This is a genomic window from Clostridium sp. MD294 (assembly GCF_000364165.2).
Taxonomy (GTDB): domain Bacteria; phylum Bacillota; class Clostridia; order Lachnospirales; family Anaerotignaceae; genus Coprocola.
This window is the reverse complement of record NZ_CP097810.1, coordinates 92,137-110,262: the sequence shown is the minus strand read 5'-3', so window position 1 is coordinate 110,262 and position 18,126 is coordinate 92,137. Positions and strand designations below refer to the sequence as shown.

Annotated in this window: 15 protein-coding genes; 13 read left to right on the top strand and 2 right to left on the bottom strand. The window is 32.8% G+C overall.

Translation table 11 applies throughout. The features are described 5' to 3' along the window. Window positions 1-37 precede the first annotated feature (37 nt). From recG to C820_RS00525, 4 genes are all read left to right on the top strand, one after another. Window positions 38-2,077 (top strand): ATP-dependent DNA helicase RecG, encoded by a 2,040-nt coding sequence (gene recG / locus C820_RS00540; RefSeq protein WP_004036306.1) that lies wholly within the window; start codon window positions 38-40, stop codon window positions 2,075-2,077. 156 nt (window positions 2,078-2,233) lie between these two features. Next, window positions 2,234-2,794, top strand: a complete 561-nt coding sequence (gene rsmD, locus C820_RS00535) for a 16S rRNA (guanine(966)-N(2))-methyltransferase RsmD (RefSeq protein ID WP_004036308.1) — start codon at window positions 2,234-2,236, stop codon at window positions 2,792-2,794. Further along, window positions 2,791-3,270 (top strand): pantetheine-phosphate adenylyltransferase, encoded by a 480-nt coding sequence (gene coaD, locus C820_RS00530; RefSeq protein ID WP_004036314.1) that lies wholly within the window; start codon window positions 2,791-2,793, stop codon window positions 3,268-3,270. The genes rsmD and coaD overlap by 4 nt, the downstream gene beginning before the upstream one ends. Window positions 3,271-3,281: 11 nt before the next feature. Further along, window positions 3,282-3,785: a hypothetical protein gene (locus C820_RS00525; RefSeq protein WP_004036315.1), complete on the top strand. Its 504-nt coding sequence runs from the start codon at window positions 3,282-3,284 to the stop codon at window positions 3,783-3,785. Between the two features lie 3 nt (window positions 3,786-3,788). Here C820_RS00525 and C820_RS00520 read toward each other — a convergent pair whose 3' ends face one another. Together C820_RS00520 and C820_RS00515 are read right to left on the bottom strand one after the other, a co-directional pair. Further along, window positions 3,789-4,916 carry a nucleoside recognition domain-containing protein gene (locus tag C820_RS00520; protein WP_004036316.1) on the bottom strand — a complete coding sequence of 376 codons (1,128 nt, stop codon included), beginning with the start codon at window positions 4,914-4,916 and terminating at the stop codon, window positions 3,789-3,791. Window positions 4,917-4,962: 46 nt separating this feature from the next. Beyond that, window positions 4,963-6,207 carry a nucleotidyltransferase gene (locus tag C820_RS00515; RefSeq protein ID WP_004036317.1) on the bottom strand — a complete coding sequence of 415 codons (1,245 nt, stop codon included), beginning with the start codon at window positions 6,205-6,207 and terminating at the stop codon, window positions 4,963-4,965. 352 nt (window positions 6,208-6,559) lie between these two features. Here C820_RS00515 and C820_RS00510 point away from each other — a divergent pair, with 352 nt between their 5' ends. The 9 genes from C820_RS00510 to C820_RS00470 all read left to right on the top strand — a co-directional run bounded on the left by C820_RS00510 (window position 6,560) and on the right by C820_RS00470 (window position 17,932). Further along, window positions 6,560-7,603 (top strand): ATP-binding protein, encoded by a 1,044-nt coding sequence (locus tag C820_RS00510; RefSeq protein WP_004036318.1) that lies wholly within the window; start codon window positions 6,560-6,562, stop codon window positions 7,601-7,603. 217 nt (window positions 7,604-7,820) lie between these two features. After that, on the top strand, window positions 7,821-8,816 hold the full coding sequence (gene pta, locus C820_RS00505) for a phosphate acetyltransferase (RefSeq protein ID WP_004036320.1): 996 nt from the start codon (window positions 7,821-7,823) through the stop codon (window positions 8,814-8,816). Between the two features lie 46 nt (window positions 8,817-8,862). Next, complete coding sequence (locus tag C820_RS00500; protein WP_035296188.1) at window positions 8,863-10,059, top strand: acetate kinase; 1,197 nt, start codon at window positions 8,863-8,865, stop codon at window positions 10,057-10,059. Window positions 10,060-10,104: 45 nt separating this feature from the next. Then, window positions 10,105-10,623 carry a YceD family protein gene (locus tag C820_RS00495; RefSeq protein ID WP_051057755.1) on the top strand — a complete coding sequence of 173 codons (519 nt, stop codon included), beginning with the start codon at window positions 10,105-10,107 and terminating at the stop codon, window positions 10,621-10,623. Window positions 10,624-10,625: 2 nt separating this feature from the next. Next, a complete protein-coding gene (rpmF, locus tag C820_RS00490; protein ID WP_004036323.1) occupies window positions 10,626-10,805 on the top strand; it encodes a 50S ribosomal protein L32 in 180 nt (59 codons plus the stop codon). 82 nt (window positions 10,806-10,887) lie between these two features. Continuing rightward, window positions 10,888-11,865 carry a phosphate acyltransferase PlsX gene (gene plsX, locus C820_RS00485; RefSeq protein ID WP_180313411.1) on the top strand — a complete coding sequence of 326 codons (978 nt, stop codon included), beginning with the start codon at window positions 10,888-10,890 and terminating at the stop codon, window positions 11,863-11,865. A gap of 332 nt (window positions 11,866-12,197) precedes the next feature. Continuing rightward, the gene (gene acpP, locus C820_RS00480; RefSeq protein ID WP_004036325.1) at window positions 12,198-12,428 is read left to right on the top strand and encodes an acyl carrier protein; all 231 of its coding nucleotides are present in this window, start codon (window positions 12,198-12,200) and stop codon (window positions 12,426-12,428) included. 1 nt (window position 12,429) lies between these two features. Further along, complete coding sequence (rnc, locus tag C820_RS00475) at window positions 12,430-13,125, top strand: ribonuclease III (RefSeq protein ID WP_004036327.1); 696 nt, start codon at window positions 12,430-12,432, stop codon at window positions 13,123-13,125. A 706-nt stretch (window positions 13,126-13,831) separates the two neighbouring features. Continuing rightward, window positions 13,832-17,932, top strand: a complete 4,101-nt coding sequence (locus C820_RS00470; protein WP_251855617.1) for an S-layer homology domain-containing protein — start codon at window positions 13,832-13,834, stop codon at window positions 17,930-17,932. The last annotated feature ends 194 nt before the right edge of the window (window positions 17,933-18,126 follow it).

Below are 18,126 nucleotides of genomic sequence, written 5' to 3'. Positions count from 1 at the left end.
GTTTTTTTATGACGTTTTTTTATAGGAGTGTAAAAATATGGATTTGAACTGTACTGTTTCAGAGCTACCCAATATAGGAGAGCAGAGAGCAAAAAAATTAAATCGTATTGGTATTTATACCACAAAAGATTTATTGACACATTTTCCAAGAGAATATAATGATAGAAGTAATGTGTGTAAAATAAAAGATTTGGTATTAAATGAAGAAAATACATTTATTGCTTGTGTAAAGGGACAAGGGGAAAGTATACGTGTCAAAAATATTACATTTACTCGTTTAAAATTGTATGATGAAACAGGGAGTGTTTTTGCTGTTTGGTATAATCAGATATATATGAAAAAAGCGTTTGATGAAAAAACACAATATTTGTTTACGGGCAAATTGCAAAAAAAATATGGTAAATTAGAAGTAGCTTCTCCAGAATATGAAAAAGCAGAAATTGCTATAGATAAAATTGTACCAATATACCCTTCTGTAAATGGCTTGTCACAAAAAATATGGAGAAAGCTAATAGGGGAAGTGCTGGAGCAGTTGAAAGGACAGTTACAGGAATGCTTGCCTTATTGGATAAGGAAAGAATATTTGCTTTGTGAGTGTAATTTTGCAATAGAGAATATACATTTTCCTCAAACACAAGAGAGGTTTTTTCAAGCAAAAAGAAGACTTGTATTTGAAGAATTTTTTTTGTTGCAGTTGGGGTTGCTTTTGATGAAACAAACATTGCAGGAAGGAAAAAAAGGTATTGTATTACAAAAAGAATATGCTGTAGAAGAATTTGAAAATATGCTGCCCTTTACTATGACCAATGCACAAAAAAAAGTATTAGAAGAAATCAAAAAAGATATGATAAAAGGAAAAGTAATGAATAGACTTGTACAGGGAGATGTAGGAAGTGGTAAAACTGCTATAGCTATGACAGCAGCATATTGGATAATACAAAATGGCTATCAAGTGGCGTTGATGGTGCCTACAGAAGTTTTAGCGGAACAACATTATCAATCTTTTTGTGAAATATTTGAGCATTTGGGTATAAAAACAGTATTGTTGTCAGGTTCTTTGACAGCGAAACAAAAAAAGATAATATTAGAACAAATTTCTACAGGCGAAGCACAAATGATATTAGGTACACACGCTGTTATACAAAAAAGTGTAATATTTTATAAATTAGGATTGGTTATAACAGATGAACAACATCGTTTTGGTGTAAGGCAAAGAAGTGCATTGTCTGAAAAAGGAAACAATCCTCATGTACTTGTTATGACAGCGACACCGATACCTAGAACATTAGCATTGATATTGTATGGAGATTTGGATATTTCTATTATTGACGAATTGCCTCCAGGAAGGAAAAAAATTGATACTATTGCTGTAACACCTGCTTATAGAGAAAGGATATACCATTTTATAAAAAAGTATGCTGATATGGGTTTGCAATGTTATATTATCTGTCCTATGATAGAAGAAAATGAAAAAATGGAAGTACAAGCAGTACTTTCTTATACAGAGGCATTGCAAGAAGGGACATTAAAAGGGTATAAAGTAACTTGTGTGCATGGTAAAATGAAAGCAAAAGAAAAGCAAAGTATTATGCAACAGTTTTCAAAAGGGGAAATTGATGTATTGGTTTCTACAACAGTAATTGAAGTAGGCATTAATGTACCAAATGCAGTAATTATGCTTATTGAAAATGCAGAACGTTTTGGATTGGCACAACTACATCAGTTGAGGGGTAGAGTAGGACGAGGAAGCGAAAAGTCTTATTGTATACTGATAAATGAAGGAAAGAATAAAATAGCGAAACAAAGAATGAATGTGATGTCAAAGTCTAGTGATGGCTTTGTCATATCAGAAATGGATTTAAAATTAAGAGGGCCAGGAGAATTTTTTGGAACGAAACAACATGGTTTACCAGAATTAAAAATCGGTAATTTATATAAAGATATGTCTATATTAAAAGAGGCACAACAAGCAGCAGAAACATTGCTTGAAAAAGATAAACTGTTGCAGTTAGAAATACATCAACAACTAAAACAACAAGTAACAGCGTTGTGGAAAGATGCACAGTTGTCTATATAATTAGGAAAAATATCATAATAGTAAGTTTTTTGTAAAAGATTTATTATTGTTTTTTTATATATTATTTGCTATACTCTAAAAGATGTAGAAAATAGAAAAAAAGTTTGTTCATTTGACGAAATAAGAAATATTTTGTAAAAAAAGGTGTGACAAAATATGCGTGTCATTTCAGGAAAGGCAAAAGGACATAAATTAAAAACAATAGAAGGTTTTCAGACAAGACCTACAACAGACCGTATTAAAGAAACATTATTTAATATGATTGCATTTGATTTGCCTCAGTGTCAATTTTTAGATTTGTTTTCAGGTAGTGGTGCAATAGGTATTGAGGCACTTAGTAGAGGGGCACAGCAATGTATTTTTGTAGAGAAGTCAAAAAAAGCCTGTGAAATAATAATAGAGAATTTAGAACATACAAAATTACAACAATATGCTGTTTTGTTGCAAAAAGATGTAGAAGAAGCACTTTCTTTATTGAAACTACAGCAGAAAAAGTTTGACATTATATTTTTAGACCCGCCTTATCAGTCAGTATTGGCAGAAGAGGTTTGTAGTAAAATTGTGGAATATGGATTGTTGAAACAGCAAGGCTATATTATATGGGAAAGAAGTGCACAAATACAGAGAAAAGAAATTTGTGGTTTAAATATGGTAAAAGAAAAGAACTATAAAACGACAGTGATGACATTTCTGGCGTTGGAGGAAAAAGAAGTATGATAAAAGCAATTTATGCAGGGAGTTTTGACCCTGTTACATTAGGACACCTTGACATTATAAAAAGGGCAGCAGAGATTACAGACCATTTAGTAGTAGCGATATTGGAAAACCCCAATAAAAAGGCACTATTTACAGTACAAGAGAGAAAACATCATTTAGAATTGGTTACAAAAGAGATTAAAAATGTAGAAATTGCGTCTTTTCAAGGGCTTTTTGTAGATTTTGCGAAAGAAATTGGAGCAACAGTTGCCATTAGGGGATTGCGTAATAGTATAGATTTTGCAGCCGAATTTCAAATGTATTTGATTAACAGAAAATTGTATGGAGCAATCGAAACAATTTTTTTAGCAGCAGATGAGGAACATTTGGCATTGAGTTCTACAAATGTAAAAGAAGTTGCAGTGTTTGGAGGAAATATTGATTTTATGGTGCCAAAAGAAATCAGGAAGTTTATAGCAGAAAAATATAAGAAGTGAGGGAATGCAATATGGAAACAGTTTTAGATTTGTTAAACGAATTGGAAGAAACATTAGATAATAGCCGTGCAGTACCCTTTAGTAATAGAGTATCTGTTGACAAAGAAGAACTGTATGAGATTATTACAGAAATTCGTATGAAACTTCCTAACGAATTAAAGCAATCAAAATGGGTGATTGAAGAAAGAAATAAGATACTAATTGATGCTCAAAAAGAAGCAGATGAAATTGTAAAAAATGCAGAAGAACGTGTCAAACGTATGGTAGATGAAAATGAGGTCACAAAATTGGCATATGAGCAAGCAGCGGAGATTGTAGACAATGCGAAAAAGACATCAAAAGAACTGCGTATTGGTGCTATGGAATATGCAGAAGAAGTGCTTGGTACAGCACAGGAGAGATTAAGAGAACTTAAAAATGTAGTGTATGATGAAAGTATGAAAACAGACCAATACTTTGGTGATACACTGTCAGTATTGTCTGAAAACATACAAGAATTACGTTTAGGAAGATAAAAATTATTTTTGATGCAAACGATAAAGAGAAAGTAATAATAATGCGAACAATAAAAAACACAAATAAAAAACAAAAAAAGTATTGTAAATGGGAGCAGTTTTTGTAGTAAAGGAACTTACAGAAACTGCTTTTATTAATTTATTTTGAAAAAGAGGATAACAAAAAAAACATATTATAGCTGAAAAAATGCTGTTGAGGCATTTTGAAAAAAAATACTTTGCACTGGATATAGCAATAGGGGATAATATGCCTAATGTTTGTGCTAATATAGATAATCCACCAAATGAAAGTATTGCAGTAATCGCTGTAAGTTGTGTATGTATTTGTTCTGGTGACTGACTTAAAAGAAAAGCACCGTTTGTCATTTCTAATATGCCGCCTAATATTGCTGCAATGGCAGCATGAGAGAGAGAAAATATATTAGAAAGATATTTTGCAAAAAATGTAATAATGCCTGTCTGATAAAATGCTTCTATTATAACACCAAAAAGAATAATAAAACCACCAATTTGAGTCACTGTTTCCATAGCATCAGCAACAGAATTTGCTAATATTTTTCCTATAGGTTCTATGTTAGAAGGAGTAGTAATAGTATAACAAGAATTTAGACTAATATTATTTTCTGTTTTATAAAAAAAGCGAAGAAATATTCCTGTAGTAATTGCTCCAGCAAATATACAAAAAAGCATAAAATATCCCATTGCTGGATTTTTTAAAAAGGCAGTGCCTGCTGTGCCTACTACAAAAAGAGGGCCAGGATTGTTACAAAAGGCAAGTATTGCTTGAGCTTCTTTTTGAGAAAGAGCTTTATTTTGATAAAGTGTAACAGTTATTTTTGCACCAGAAGGATAGCCAGAAATCATACCTAATATAAGGGGGAAAGCACAAATACCAGAAAGCCCAAATATAGGTTTCATAATAGGCTGAAAAATAGAACCTAATTTGTGAGCAATGCCTAAACGGATTAAAATGCCTGTTGCTGTTAAAAAAGGAAATAAAGAAGGCAGCACTGTATGAAACCATAAATCTACACTTTCTATTGATTTTTGTAAAAGTGCTTGAGGAAAGCATAAAAGACAAAAGAGTAAAAAAAGTGTAGCTATTGTTAAAAAAAAATTTTGTGATTTCATGGCTTATTCTCCTTTGTGTAATATAATATTTTTTTAATAATTAATATTATGTTTGAGTAGAAGAAATCATAACCATAGGGCGTATAAAATCTTGACGCATACAACGGTATATTTTATTAGGAGATGCCATAAAATAAATGTCAGTAGATTTTGTTTCGATGGATACTAAGTATTGCCCTTTTTTATCTAAAATAGTTTGGTATTGCTTTAAATTGGTAAGTAAGGGTAGTGAAGAGTGTTTTTTAAGCAATGATAATATTTGTTGTTTTTGCCTATGAAATCCTAATACACGAATATAAGGGCAGTATGTTGTGTCATTAAAATAAAGTATATCTTCTTTTTTTATTTGTAGTAATATGTGTAAAAGTATTCTTTGTATGTGTGTTTGAGTGTATCGCTTTGTTTTAATAAAAGAAATAATGTCTTTGAGTTCGTATTGTGTATTAAATGCTTTGTATATACGGTTTTCTAATCCTTCTGTTACTTCAAATATATTTTTGATTTCATCAGGGGTTTTGTTACGAATACAATAATGTAAAGCTGAAGTAAATTGTTCTAAAAATATAGGTGATTTTGCTTGTGAAATACTTTCACATAAAATATTGTAACATTCTGAAGGAATGTATTGACTGATTTGTTTGATATTATTTTGTGCTATAGCATTTCTTAAAGCAGAAGCAGAAGCCATATTTTTATGAGATAAATAAATACTATTATAGTCAGAATTTTTTCTAGTAATGGTGTGAGGAGAAATATGGCTATTTAGTTTAAGTAAAGCTTTAATGTATTCTATAGCAAGTATATTGTTGGGTTGAGAAAGTATTGCTTCACTGTCTGGATAGTATTGTGAAAGAGCAGTACAACGAGCAGAAGCGTAAGAAACACCTTGTTGTAATTTTTGTTTTAATATTTTGCGAAATGGTTCTGGTTCTTTTAAAAGTAATTTAGCAATTTGTTGTAGAGGAGTGATTTCTCCTAATTCTGAGCCAAAACAAATATCGGTAATAATACCCATATCATGAAATAATTTTACAGAGGCATGAGCAAAATATTCTGCACTGGCAGTAGCATAAATCACAGGTAATTCTATTACAATATCTGCACCGCTGCAAAGTGCCATGTGTGTTCTTGTCCATTTGTCTAAAATAGCAGGTTCTCCTCTTTGTACAAAATTTCCGCTCATTATCACAACAACAGCATCAGCATTTGTTATTTGTTTTGCTTTTTGTATTTGATAGCTGTGACCATTATGAAAAGGATTGTATTCTGCAATAATACCAAGTATTTTCATGTTTATTTTATAGGCATAAAATAATATGCCTTTCTCCTTTCTGAAATTATTGTATTATTTAATACTGTATTATAATTTAAAAAATTATGAACAAAAAAAGTAAAAATATAAAAAAAGTATAACAATTTTTAAAAAAACAAAAAATAGAATAAAAAAAGCTTTATAATAGTATATATCATAAAGTTATCATGGTATTTAAACAGTAAAAGTGTAACAAATTTATTACAATTTATTAAATTTTACTATGGTATTGTTTGTAATTTCGATATATACTTAATATATTAAAAAAAATGTGAATGACGTCTGTTATATTGTATTTTTAGAAATGACTTTAGTCAAGAGGAATGATACTTTGGATACGAAAAACCTGAACTTTGATTTTTTGCAAGACATATTTATAGAAGAAGCTTGGAAAAGCATAGATAAAATTGATGCTTTTTTAGAAAGCAAATATATAGACCAAAAAGAGATTTTTATTACAAAAGAAGAGAGCAAACAGATGTTTCGTACACTGCATAGTTTTAAAGGTTCTGCGTTTATGATGGGACACCAAACAATTGCAGAAATGATACATGGAGCAGAGGATTTATTTTCCTATTTGCAAGAAGAAGATAATATTAATCAACAAGATTTAAAAACATTGCTTCGCTTAACAAAAACAGTTTCCAGCTGTGTAAAAAGAGAATTAAAGCGTATGGAAACAGGAGAGGAGATTACAGATTTTGGCTGGGCAATTGTGAAAAGAATAAAAAATTTTTTAGAACATATTGATGGAGAAGAAATAGACCCTAATGCAGAAAATATGCAATATACTAGAAAGGGAAGAAAGATAATTCCTTTTGAGAATTTTGATGGTTTATTGCAAAAAGCAGAAAGAATGGTAACTGTAATGGGTAGAGAATTGAATAAAAAGGTACAAATACAAATGATTGGAAAAGAAACGGAAGTACCAAAAGATATTTATGAAAAAATTTCTATGGCAGTAATGCAAATGGTAAAAAATAGTATGGACCATGGTATTGAAGCCAAAGAAGAAAGGCAAATGTTGGGAAAAAGTGATATAGGAAGAATACGAATTGAAATTAAAAGAGTAGGGCAAAAAGTTTCTGTAGCATTTTATGATGATGGTAGAGGATTAGATAAACAAAATATATTGCAAATTGCAGAAAAAAGAGGTGTACTCAAAAAAGAAAAAGAATGTTATACAGACCAAGAAATATATAACTTTTTGTTAAAACCAGGTTTTACAACGAAAAGTATGGTAAGTTTATTTTCAGGTAGAGGGGTAGGATTAGATGTAGTCAATGCAGGAGTAGCAGCATTAGGGGGTACAATAGAAATTGAAAGTAGACAACATGGAGGAACAACTTTTTTAATGGAATTTCCATTAGTATAATAAAAAAAAGTTTTGTATTAATGAAAAAATTGAATTTTTTTGAATTAGCTATTGTATACAACTAATAGATTGTTTATAATAATAACAAAAGGTGCAAATTACCAATTTGTTACTGTATATTTTACTAATAAAAAGTAAAAGCAAATAATAAAAAAAACTATTATTTTTTATTAGACAGCAAAATAACTATTTTTTTATGGAGCAGGAGGTTTTAGTTGTGGACTTTATAACAAAAATCAAAGAAAGAGCAAAAAAAGACAAAAAAGCGATTGTATTGCCAGAATCCTATGAAATTAGAAATTTAAAAGCAGCAGATGCAGCACTAAAAGAAGGATTAGCTGATATTATTTTGGTAGGTAATAAAGACAAAATATTAGAGGTAGCACCAGAGTGTGATTTATCAAAAGCAACATTTATTGACCCAGATAATTATGAAAGAATGGATGAAGTAGTAAATACATTAGTAGAAATTAGAAAAAGTAAAGGCATTACAGCAGATGAGGCAAGAAAAATGTTGGAAGACCCATTATTTTTCGGTGTTATGCTTGTAAAATTAGGTGTTGCAGATGGTATGGTGTCTGGAGCAATTCATGCAACAGCAAATGTATTGCGTCCAGCATTGCAGATATTAAAAACAGACCCAAGTGCAGATTTAGTTTCCGCATTTTTTATGATGGTATGCCCAGATAAAACATATGGAGCAGATGGTGTATTTTTGTTTGCAGACTGTGGATTAAATCAGAACCCAACTTCTGCGGAATTAGCAGGTATTGCAGCAAGTTCTGCAAAATCATTTGAAACATTTGTTGATGCAGAAGCAAGAATTGCTATGCTTTCCCATTCTTCAAAAGGTAGTGCAAAACACGCTGATGTAGATAAAGTAGTAGAAGGCGTTCGTATTGCAAAAGAAAAATATCCAGAATTAAAAGTAGATGGTGAATTACAGTTAGACGCAGCAATTGTGCCAGAAATAGGCTCACAAAAAGCACCAGACAGTTCTGTTGCAGGAAAAGCAAATGTATTAGTATTCCCTGATTTAGATGCAGGAAATATTGGTTATAAATTAGTACAAAGATTAGCAGGTGCAGAAGCTTATGGTCCAATACTGCAAGGTATTGCAAAACCAGTAAATGACCTTTCTAGAGGTTGCTCTGCAGAAGATATTGTTGGTGTAATTGCGATTACAGCAATTCAGGCACAAATGCAAAAATAAAAAAGTGTAAATGTATTGAGTTGTAATGAATGAAGGAGAGAAAAAAATGAAAATTCTTGTTTTAAACTGTGGTAGTTCCTCTTTAAAATATCAGTTAATTGATAGTGATACAGAAGCTGTTTTAGCAAAAGGCCTTTGTGAAAGAATTGGTATTGAAGGTTCTAAATTAAAACATCAGCCTGCAGGAAAAGATGATGTAATATTTAATGATTATATGCAAGACCATACAGTAGCAGTAAAAATGGTAATAGATGCTCTTTTAGATAGCAATCATGGTGTAGTGTCTAATGTAAAAGAGATTAATGCAGTAGGACACAGAGTAGTACATGGTGGAGAATATTTTGCAAATTCTGTTGTTATTACTCCAGAAGTAAAACAAGCAATACAAAAATGCTGTGAATTAGCACCTTTGCATAATCCAGCGAATTTAATTGGTATAGATGCTTGTGAAAAAATTATGCCTGGTGTGCCACAGGTAGCAGTATTTGATACAGCATTCCATCAAACAATGCCAGAAAGAGCATATCTTTATGCTTTGCCATATGAATACTATGAAAAATATAAAATTAGAAGATATGGTTTCCATGGTACAAGCCATAAATTTGTAGCACAAGAAGCAGCAAAAATGATAAACAGACCAATAGAGGAGTCTAAAATTATTACTTGCCATTTAGGAAATGGTGGTAGTATCTGTGCAGTAAGAAATGGTAAATCTATTGATACCTCTATGGGCTTTACACCATTGGAAGGGCTTGTAATGGGTACTCGTGCTGGTGACGTTGATGCAGCAGTAATTACGTTTTTGATGGAAAAAGAAAATTTAACTCCAGCAGAAATGGATAATGTATTGAATAAAAAATCTGGTGTACTTGGTATTTCTGGTGTATCTAGTGACTTTAGAGATATTGAAGGTGCAAAAGATGAAGGAAATGTTAGAGCGGAAGCAGCACTTGATATATTTGCATATCGTGTAGCGAAATATATTGGAGAATATGCAGCATCTATGAATGGTGTAGATGCCATTGTATTTACAGCAGGATTAGGAGAAAATTCAGGTTCCATTAGACGTTTAATTTGTGACTATTTAGCATTTTTAGGTGTTCATATTGACTCTTATAATAATAGTTTAAGAGGAAAAGCAATTGAAATTTCTGCACCAGACTCTCGCATTAGAGTTCTTGTTATACCAACAAATGAAGAGCTTATGATTGCAAGAGATACAAAAGACTTGCTTGACAAATAATAGGCCTTTTTGTATAATACTTTAGGTACGACTGGGGTGATGTGAGTGATACTGACTATTTCTCAGATAATAGGCAAGACAGGCGAAAGCATGGAAGTGTCTTTTTCTGAAAATATAGAAAATACTACAGGTTATCCTGATGTTGTGTGTTTTTCAGAGCCTGTTAAGGTGAAAGGTACTTTGACAAATACCAAAAAGGGAATGCTGTTAGAAGCAGAAGGCAATACAGAAGCAGAATTTTTGTGTAGCCGTTGTTTAGAAACAGTAAAAATACCTATTTCATTTGATATAAATGAAATGTTTTATCAAGCAGGCAGTATAGAGCGAGAAAATGAAAAAGAAGCGGAAACTTTTTGTGACGACCAAATTGATTTTACGGATATAATACAACGAAGTATATTGGCAAATTTGCCTATGAAAGTTGTTTGTAAAGAAGATTGTAAAGGATTATGTTCAAAATGTGGTAAAAACTTGAATGAAGGACAGTGTAACTGTAATCATACAGAATTTGACCCAAGGTTAGAAAGTTTGCGTACTCTTTTCAATATTGATGAGGAGGTGTAGAAATGGCTGTACCAAAGGGACGTGTGTCTAAATCCAAAAGAGATAAAAGAAAAGCCCAATCATGGAAAATTGCGACACCAAATTTAGTAAAATGTAGTAAATGTGGTGAATTAATGGTACCACACCGTGTTTGCAAAGCTTGCGGTTCTTATAATAAAAAAGTTGTTATAAACGTAGACTAATAAACAAAAAGAAAAGACAGCAGACAGCTGTCTTTTCTTTTTAGAAACTGTTTTATATAACATAAAAGAGGTGTTTTATTTGATTAAAATTGCAGTAGATGCTATGGGTGGTGACAATGCACCAGCGGAAATTGTAAAGGGTGTTGTAGATAGTGTAAAACAATATAATGCTCATGTCATACTGGTAGGACAAAAACAATCTATTGAAACAGAACTAAATAAATATAGCTATGATAGTGATAGTATAGAAATAGTGGAAGCGGAAGAAGTAATAACAACTGAGGAGTCCCCTACAAAAGCAATTAGAGAGAAAAAAAATTCTTCTATGGTGGTAGGATTGAATTTAGTAAAACAAAAACAAGCAGATGCTTTTGTTTCGGCAGGAAGTACAGGAGCATTATTAACAGGAGCATTGTTTATAGTAGGACGTATAAAAGGGATAGAACGTCCTGTATTGGGTACTTGTTTACCAAATAAAAAAGGATTTACATTTTTAGTAGATAGTGGTGCAAATGTAGACTGTAAAGCAAAATATTTGCAACAATTTGCAAAAATGGCTTCTGTGTATGTAGAAAATATGTTTGATATAAAAAATCCTAAAGTAGCACTTGTAAATATAGGAGCAGAAAAAGAAAAAGGAAATGCACTGACAAAAGAAACATATGAATTGCTGGAAGAAACAGATTTGAATTTTATAGGAAATATAGAGCCGAGAGAAATTCCTTTTGGAGAAGCAGATATTGTTGTGTGTGATGGATTTTTAGGAAATACCATATTAAAATTGTCAGAGGGTTTGAGTATGGCACTTTTGGGCATTATAAAAGAGGAAATTACAGTAGGACACTATAAAATTGCTGCGGCTGCACTCAAAAAACCATTTGGAAATATTAAAAAGAAATTAGATGCTGACGAAATAGGAGGAGCACCGTTTTTAGGTTTAAAATCCCTTGTAGTAAAAGCACATGGCAGTTCTAATGCAAAGGCAATAAAAAATGCCATTAAACAATGTATGTTATTTATAGAAGCGGATATTGTTTCTAAAATAGGGGAAAACATATAGTGTGAAACTTTTTAGAATATAAATTTTTTGAATTTATATCAAATTTATCAAATTAATGCTGACAAAATCTTTGTTTTGGAGTATATTATAAAAAATAGTAAATTTGCAGTACAATTTTATTAATTGTTGTATGTATCATAAAAATTAAAAGTAACATATATTGTGTTATGTTTTTTCATTTTGTGCTGCTTGTAGCTATAAAAAAATAATACCATACATACATTAATAAAAAATGTATTTGGTATAAGAAATCAGTTTATGTTGATAATCAATATACTGATTTCATTCGCAAGTATAAAAATGATTATTCTATCGTTTGGGAGGTAATAAGTATGGAAGAGGCCAAAGTAATTGAAATTATTGGAGAGCAATTAGGTATTTCAACATCAGAATTAGAGGAGGATACTGTGTTAGCGGATTTAGGAGCAGACTCGTTAGATTTGTTCCAAATTATATCAGCATTGGAAGAAGAATTTGAAATTGAATTTGACAATGATGAAGCAGAAAAATTAAAAACAGTTGGAGATGCAATAGAATATATCAAAATGGCAGTGGAGAAATAATATGGATACACAACAAATGCTAGAGTTTGAAAACAAAATAAAATACACATTTTCAGATAAAGAAATATTGTTTTTGGCATTTATGCACAGTTCTTTTGCGAATGAACAAAAAAAAGGAAAACATGAAAACAATGAACGATTGGAATTTTTAGGAGATGCTGTATTAGATATGGTAGTGAGTGAATATATGTATCGAATGTATCCACAAATGCCAGAAGGAGAACTCACAAAACTGAGAGCGAGTGTGGTTTGTGAAGGTTCTTTAGCAAAGTTAGCAAGACAGTTAGAATTTGGAAAATATCTTTTTTTAGGTAAAGGAGAAGAAACTACAGGAGGAAGAAATAGAGATTCTATATTGGCTGATACTTTCGAGGCTGTCATTGGAGCAATTTGTATTGATGGTGGTATGGAAAGTGTAACGAAATACATTTTAAGCTTTATGGAAAAAGAAATACAACAAACAAAAGATAGCTTTAAAATGAAAGATTATAAAACACATTTACAGGAAGTAATACAAAAAACAAGTAGATACCCTGTAAAATATGTTATTGTGTCGGAAACAGGCCCAGACCACAGCAAATCATTTGTGGCAGAAGTACATCATATCAATAAAGTGTTAGGAAAAGGAGCAGGAAAAAGTAAAAAAGAAGCAGAGCAGGCAGCAGCACAAAATGCACTCAAAAAAATGGAAGAATAATATTCTGTTTTATTTAAAAAAATAGCAAAATTTGTTATTCAAATAGATAGTGTTTTATAGAAAATTATGTTGTTTATAAAACGATATTGATGAAGTATTTTCTGCTGAAAATATAAACGTTTTACTTGTGTTTAATATCATTAATTTTTAAGGTTCAATATTGTACTATATTGAACCTTTTTTGTTTGGAAAAATTAAGAATGTTTGTTCTATTTTTATATGTACTTTTTTAAATTTATTATGATAAAATAAAACACTTGTTGTGTAGTTATATAATGAATTTAAAAAAATTGTTTCCAAATAATATAGTAAAGTATTTTGTGTGGTTAATAAGAAGTTCTTTGATAAAGAAGGGAAAATACTTAAATTTTTGATTAGCATTTTTTTATATATGAATTTGCTATAATAAGGTAGATTAATTATATATCAATATAAATTCAAAAGGTATACTTTTTGAAAAAATAGCTTTTTTTCATATTTTGTAAATTTTTAAAAATTTTCTTAGACATTTTAAATAAATTGTGTTATAGTATAGGCATAAAAATTTATAACAAATGTATCTTTTTGGAAATGTGGCAAATTTCTCAAAAAGTATACTTTTTGGGACAATGTAAATTTTTATAATTACATAAAGAGAGGAGGGCAAACTCTCTGTTACAACAATATTAACAAAGTTTATTTTTATTAAAAAGGAGGAATTTTAGAAATGAAGAAGTATCAAGCAGTAGCATTTTTGCTGTCAACAGCAATGACAGTAAGCAGTGTAGCTCCTGTATTTGGAGCATCTAATGACATTTTTGGCCACTGGGCAGAATTTACAATTACAAAATGGCAAAATGAAGGTAGAATTGGCGGTTATGAAGACGGCACATTCAAACCAGACAGAGCAATTACAAGAGCAGAATTTGTAAGACTGTTAAATAGTGCAGCACCAACAGCATTTACTTCTAGTGCATCTATTAACTTTAGTGATGTAAAAGAAAGTGACTGGTTCTATGCTGATGTAGCAAAAGCAGTAGGTGGTAGAGTAGCAAGTGGTTTCGAAGATGGTACATTCAGACCAGGCGAAACAGTAACAAGAATGCAAGCAGCAGTATTTATTTGCAATGCAAAAGGTTTAACACCAAATGAAGCAGCAGCAAATAACTTTACAGATGCAGCACAAATTCCAGCATGGGCAAAAGGTGCAGTAGGAGCAGCAGTTGCAGCAGGTTATTTAAGTGGTTACCCTGATGGTAGCTTTGGTGGTAGCAAAGGCATGACAAGAGCAGAAGCTGTTTCTACATTAGATAGAGTATTAGGCGGCGGAAGCACAAACACACCATCAGGTGAAATTGACACAACTGATAGAGATAACACTAGCACAGAAGACAACAGAACAGCTGAAGCTGGTAACATGGTATGGACTAGCGGCGGTGGCGGCGGCGGAAGCAGCAAAGGTTCTAGCTCTTCCAGCTCTAGCGACAAAGACAAAAAAACACACAATGTAACTATTCGTTCTCAATCTGATGCAGATGACTACGAAGGTAAAACATTGACAGGTACTACAACAATTTATCCAGACAACGGCTTGAAATTAAATGACATTAGATTTAAAGGTGATGTTGATATTAAAGTACAAAGCGATGCAGTAGTAGCAAGTGCTTATGCTGATAGTGATGTGGCAGTAGCTGCAGCATATACTGCAAAAATCAACATTTTCTTTGAAGGAAAAACAAGTGTAAGTGGTATTATTACAGTAATAGAAAACAATGTCCCAGGTTCTCAAGTAGTAATCACAACAAGCACTCCAAGAAAATTAGCTGCAACTGTTGTAGCAAAAGTTGCAACTGCAATCAAAAACTTTACTATAGACAGTGCTGAAGCAACTGCTCCATTGGAAGTAGCAGAAGGTGCAAGTGTAGGCACAGTAGAATTAGGTAAAGAGGCAAGCCTTGAAGTTGCAGAAAATGCAGATGGCGTTAACAAAGTGAATGTAACAGGCGATGCAAAAGACATCGTATTGAATGGCGAAGGTAGCACAGATATCGCTGTAAGAAACGGTGCAAGTGTTGAAAATGTAGCAGTAAATGGTAGTGTAGAAGCAAGTGTTGCTGTAAACGGAAACGCTACAGTGGACAATGTAAAAGTAAGCGATAGTGCAAGTGCTGACGTTGCTGTAAAAGATAGTGCTACAGTAGGCAAAGTAGAACTTTCTGACACAGCTACAGCTAAAGTAGATGTAGCTGCAGATGCAAAAGTAGATACAATTACATCTACGTCTACAGCTAAAGGCTCAGAAGTTACAGGTGAAGGTACTGTAAATAAAATTGAAGCTACAGATAAGAGTACTATAGATACTTCTGACTCTGGAGATAATATCCCTGATGTATCTGATAAACCAGTTGAACCTACACCAGATCCTACACCAGACCCAGAACCACCAGTAGAAGAAACAGCAAAAATTACGCCAGAAACAAAAGAAATTACAGCAAGTGAACAAGATCAAACAGTTGCATTTACAGCAACAGGATTTGCAGCAGACGCTACAATAGAATGGTCTGCAACTGCAGGTGAAACAGGTGCTACTATAGCAGCTAATGAAGATGATAGCACAAAAGCTACATTAACAATACCTGCAAATGCACCAGCAGGAACAATTACAGTAACAGCTAAAACAGGTGATGTAACAGCTACAGCAACTGTAACAGTAAAAGCAGCAGATGAAACACCAGGAGTAGATAAAACAGAGTTAACTGCTGCAATTACAGCTGCAACAGAAGCAAAAGCTACTGCAATAACAACTGACGCTGATGATGGTTCTGATGTAGCACCAAACCAATACTGGGTAACAAAAGCTGTTATGGCTGATTTTGAAGCAGCAATTACTGCAGCACAAGCTGTAGCTAGTGACGATACTGCAACACAAGATGATGTAGATGCAGCAGTATCTGACTTAACAGCAGCACAAGAAATTTTTGAAAGTGCAAAAAAACTTGGTACACTAGCAGGCTTAGACGCATTAAAAGCAATGGTTCCTACTGCAAAAACATTACATGACAATACACAACTAAGTACAAGTGGAGATGGTAAAGATGTAGCAGTAGGTACAAAATGGGCAACAACAGCACAAAAAACTGATTTTAAAGCTGTAATTGATGCGGCACAAACTTTAATAGACAATAACAGTACAGACGATACAGCAATAAATGAAGCAATAGAAAATTTAACAACAGCACAAGAAACTTTTGAAACTGCTGTAGCAGCACAAGATGGTAAGAAAGTAATAGCGATAGGTGTAACAGGCCTTCCAGAAGCAGCAGATGTAAAAGCAGGTACAGCACCTACAGTTACTGTAACACCTGGAGAACCTACTCAATATACAGTAACTGCTAAATGGCAAGATGATAGCGGTAATCCAGCAACTGATCTTACAGAAGGTGAAACAGTTAACTTAGTACTTGAATTTGCACCAACAGATGGTTATGCTCTTGATGATACTATTGCTACTGTAGGTGGAGTAACTGGAACTGTTAATAAAGGTACAAGTGAAACAGCTGGTAATTTGGTATTTGAAGTACCATATGAAGTACAACCAGCAGCACCAACACAAGCAGCAGTAGAGAAAAAAGGAGTAACAACAGCAGCAGGAAATGATACAATTACACTTACAATAACAGGCAGTGGAAAATTTGTAACAGGTGTAACAGCTGACAAATTTACACTTAGCAGCGGAACAGTAAGTAGTGTAGCATTATCCAATAATAATACAGTAGCTACATTAACACTTGCTGCTGCAGCAAGTGCAGGAACAGTAGATGTAACAATAGCAGCTGACGCATTTACAGAAGATGCAGTTGTAACTGCAACTAACGTGACTGCAGAAGCAAGTACAGCAGATGATGCAGGCACACAAGCAGCAGTAGAGAAAAAAGGAGTAACAACAGCAGCAGGAAATGATACAATTACACTTACAATAGCAGGCGGTGGAAAATTTGTAACAGGAGTAGCAGCTAGCAAATTTACACTTAGCAGCGGAACAGTAAGTAGTGTAGAATTATCCAACAATGATACAGTAGCTACATTAACACTTGCTGCTGCAGCAAGTGCAGGAACAGTAGATGTAACAATAGCAGCTGACGCATTTACAGAAGATGCAGTTGTAACTGCAACTAACGTGACTGCAGAAGCAAGTACAGCAGATGATGCAGGCACACAAGCAGCAGTAGAGAAAAAAGGAGTAACAACAGCAGCAGGAAATGATACAATTACACTTACAATAGCAGGCGGTGGAAAATTTGTAACAGGAGTAGCAGCTAGCAAATTTACACTTAGCAGCGGAACAGTAAGTAGTGTAGCATTATCCAGCAACGACACAGTAGCTACATTAACGCTTGCAGCAGGAGCAAGTGCAGGAACAGTAGATGTAACAATAGCAGCAGATGCATTTACATCAGATGCAGTTGTAACAGCAGATAATGTAACAGCAGAAGCAAGTACAGAAGAAGCACCAACAGAACAACAAGATGTAACGGCATCTGTAGATAGTACAGTATCAGGAGATAATACAATTACAATTGTATTATCAAAAGGAACATTTGATGCAACGCAAGGAGCAGTAGCTACAAACTATGCAATTAATGGTAAAACAATAAGTACTGCTGTGTTGTCTAACAGTAATAAGACAGTAACATTAACACTTGATAGTGGTTCAGAATTAGATGGAAGTGCTATAACTGTTAAAATACTTATAGCAGCATTTGATAGTGCTGAAGTTGTAACTGCTGCTGACGTTGATAGTGCAACAGCAAGTACAGTAAGTGAATAATAAAGCCATACTGTAATGGCTCGTGTCCAAACGGTAAAACATTGATACAAAATCCTTAAAAAATTAAAACATTGATGCGGTAATAGCTTTGCCCTATAATATAAAATGATCGAAAAAGCATTTATAATTGTCCCGAAAGTAAATGCTACATAAAAAATAAATATATTGCCCTATTGCTGCTCCCTTACAGGGAG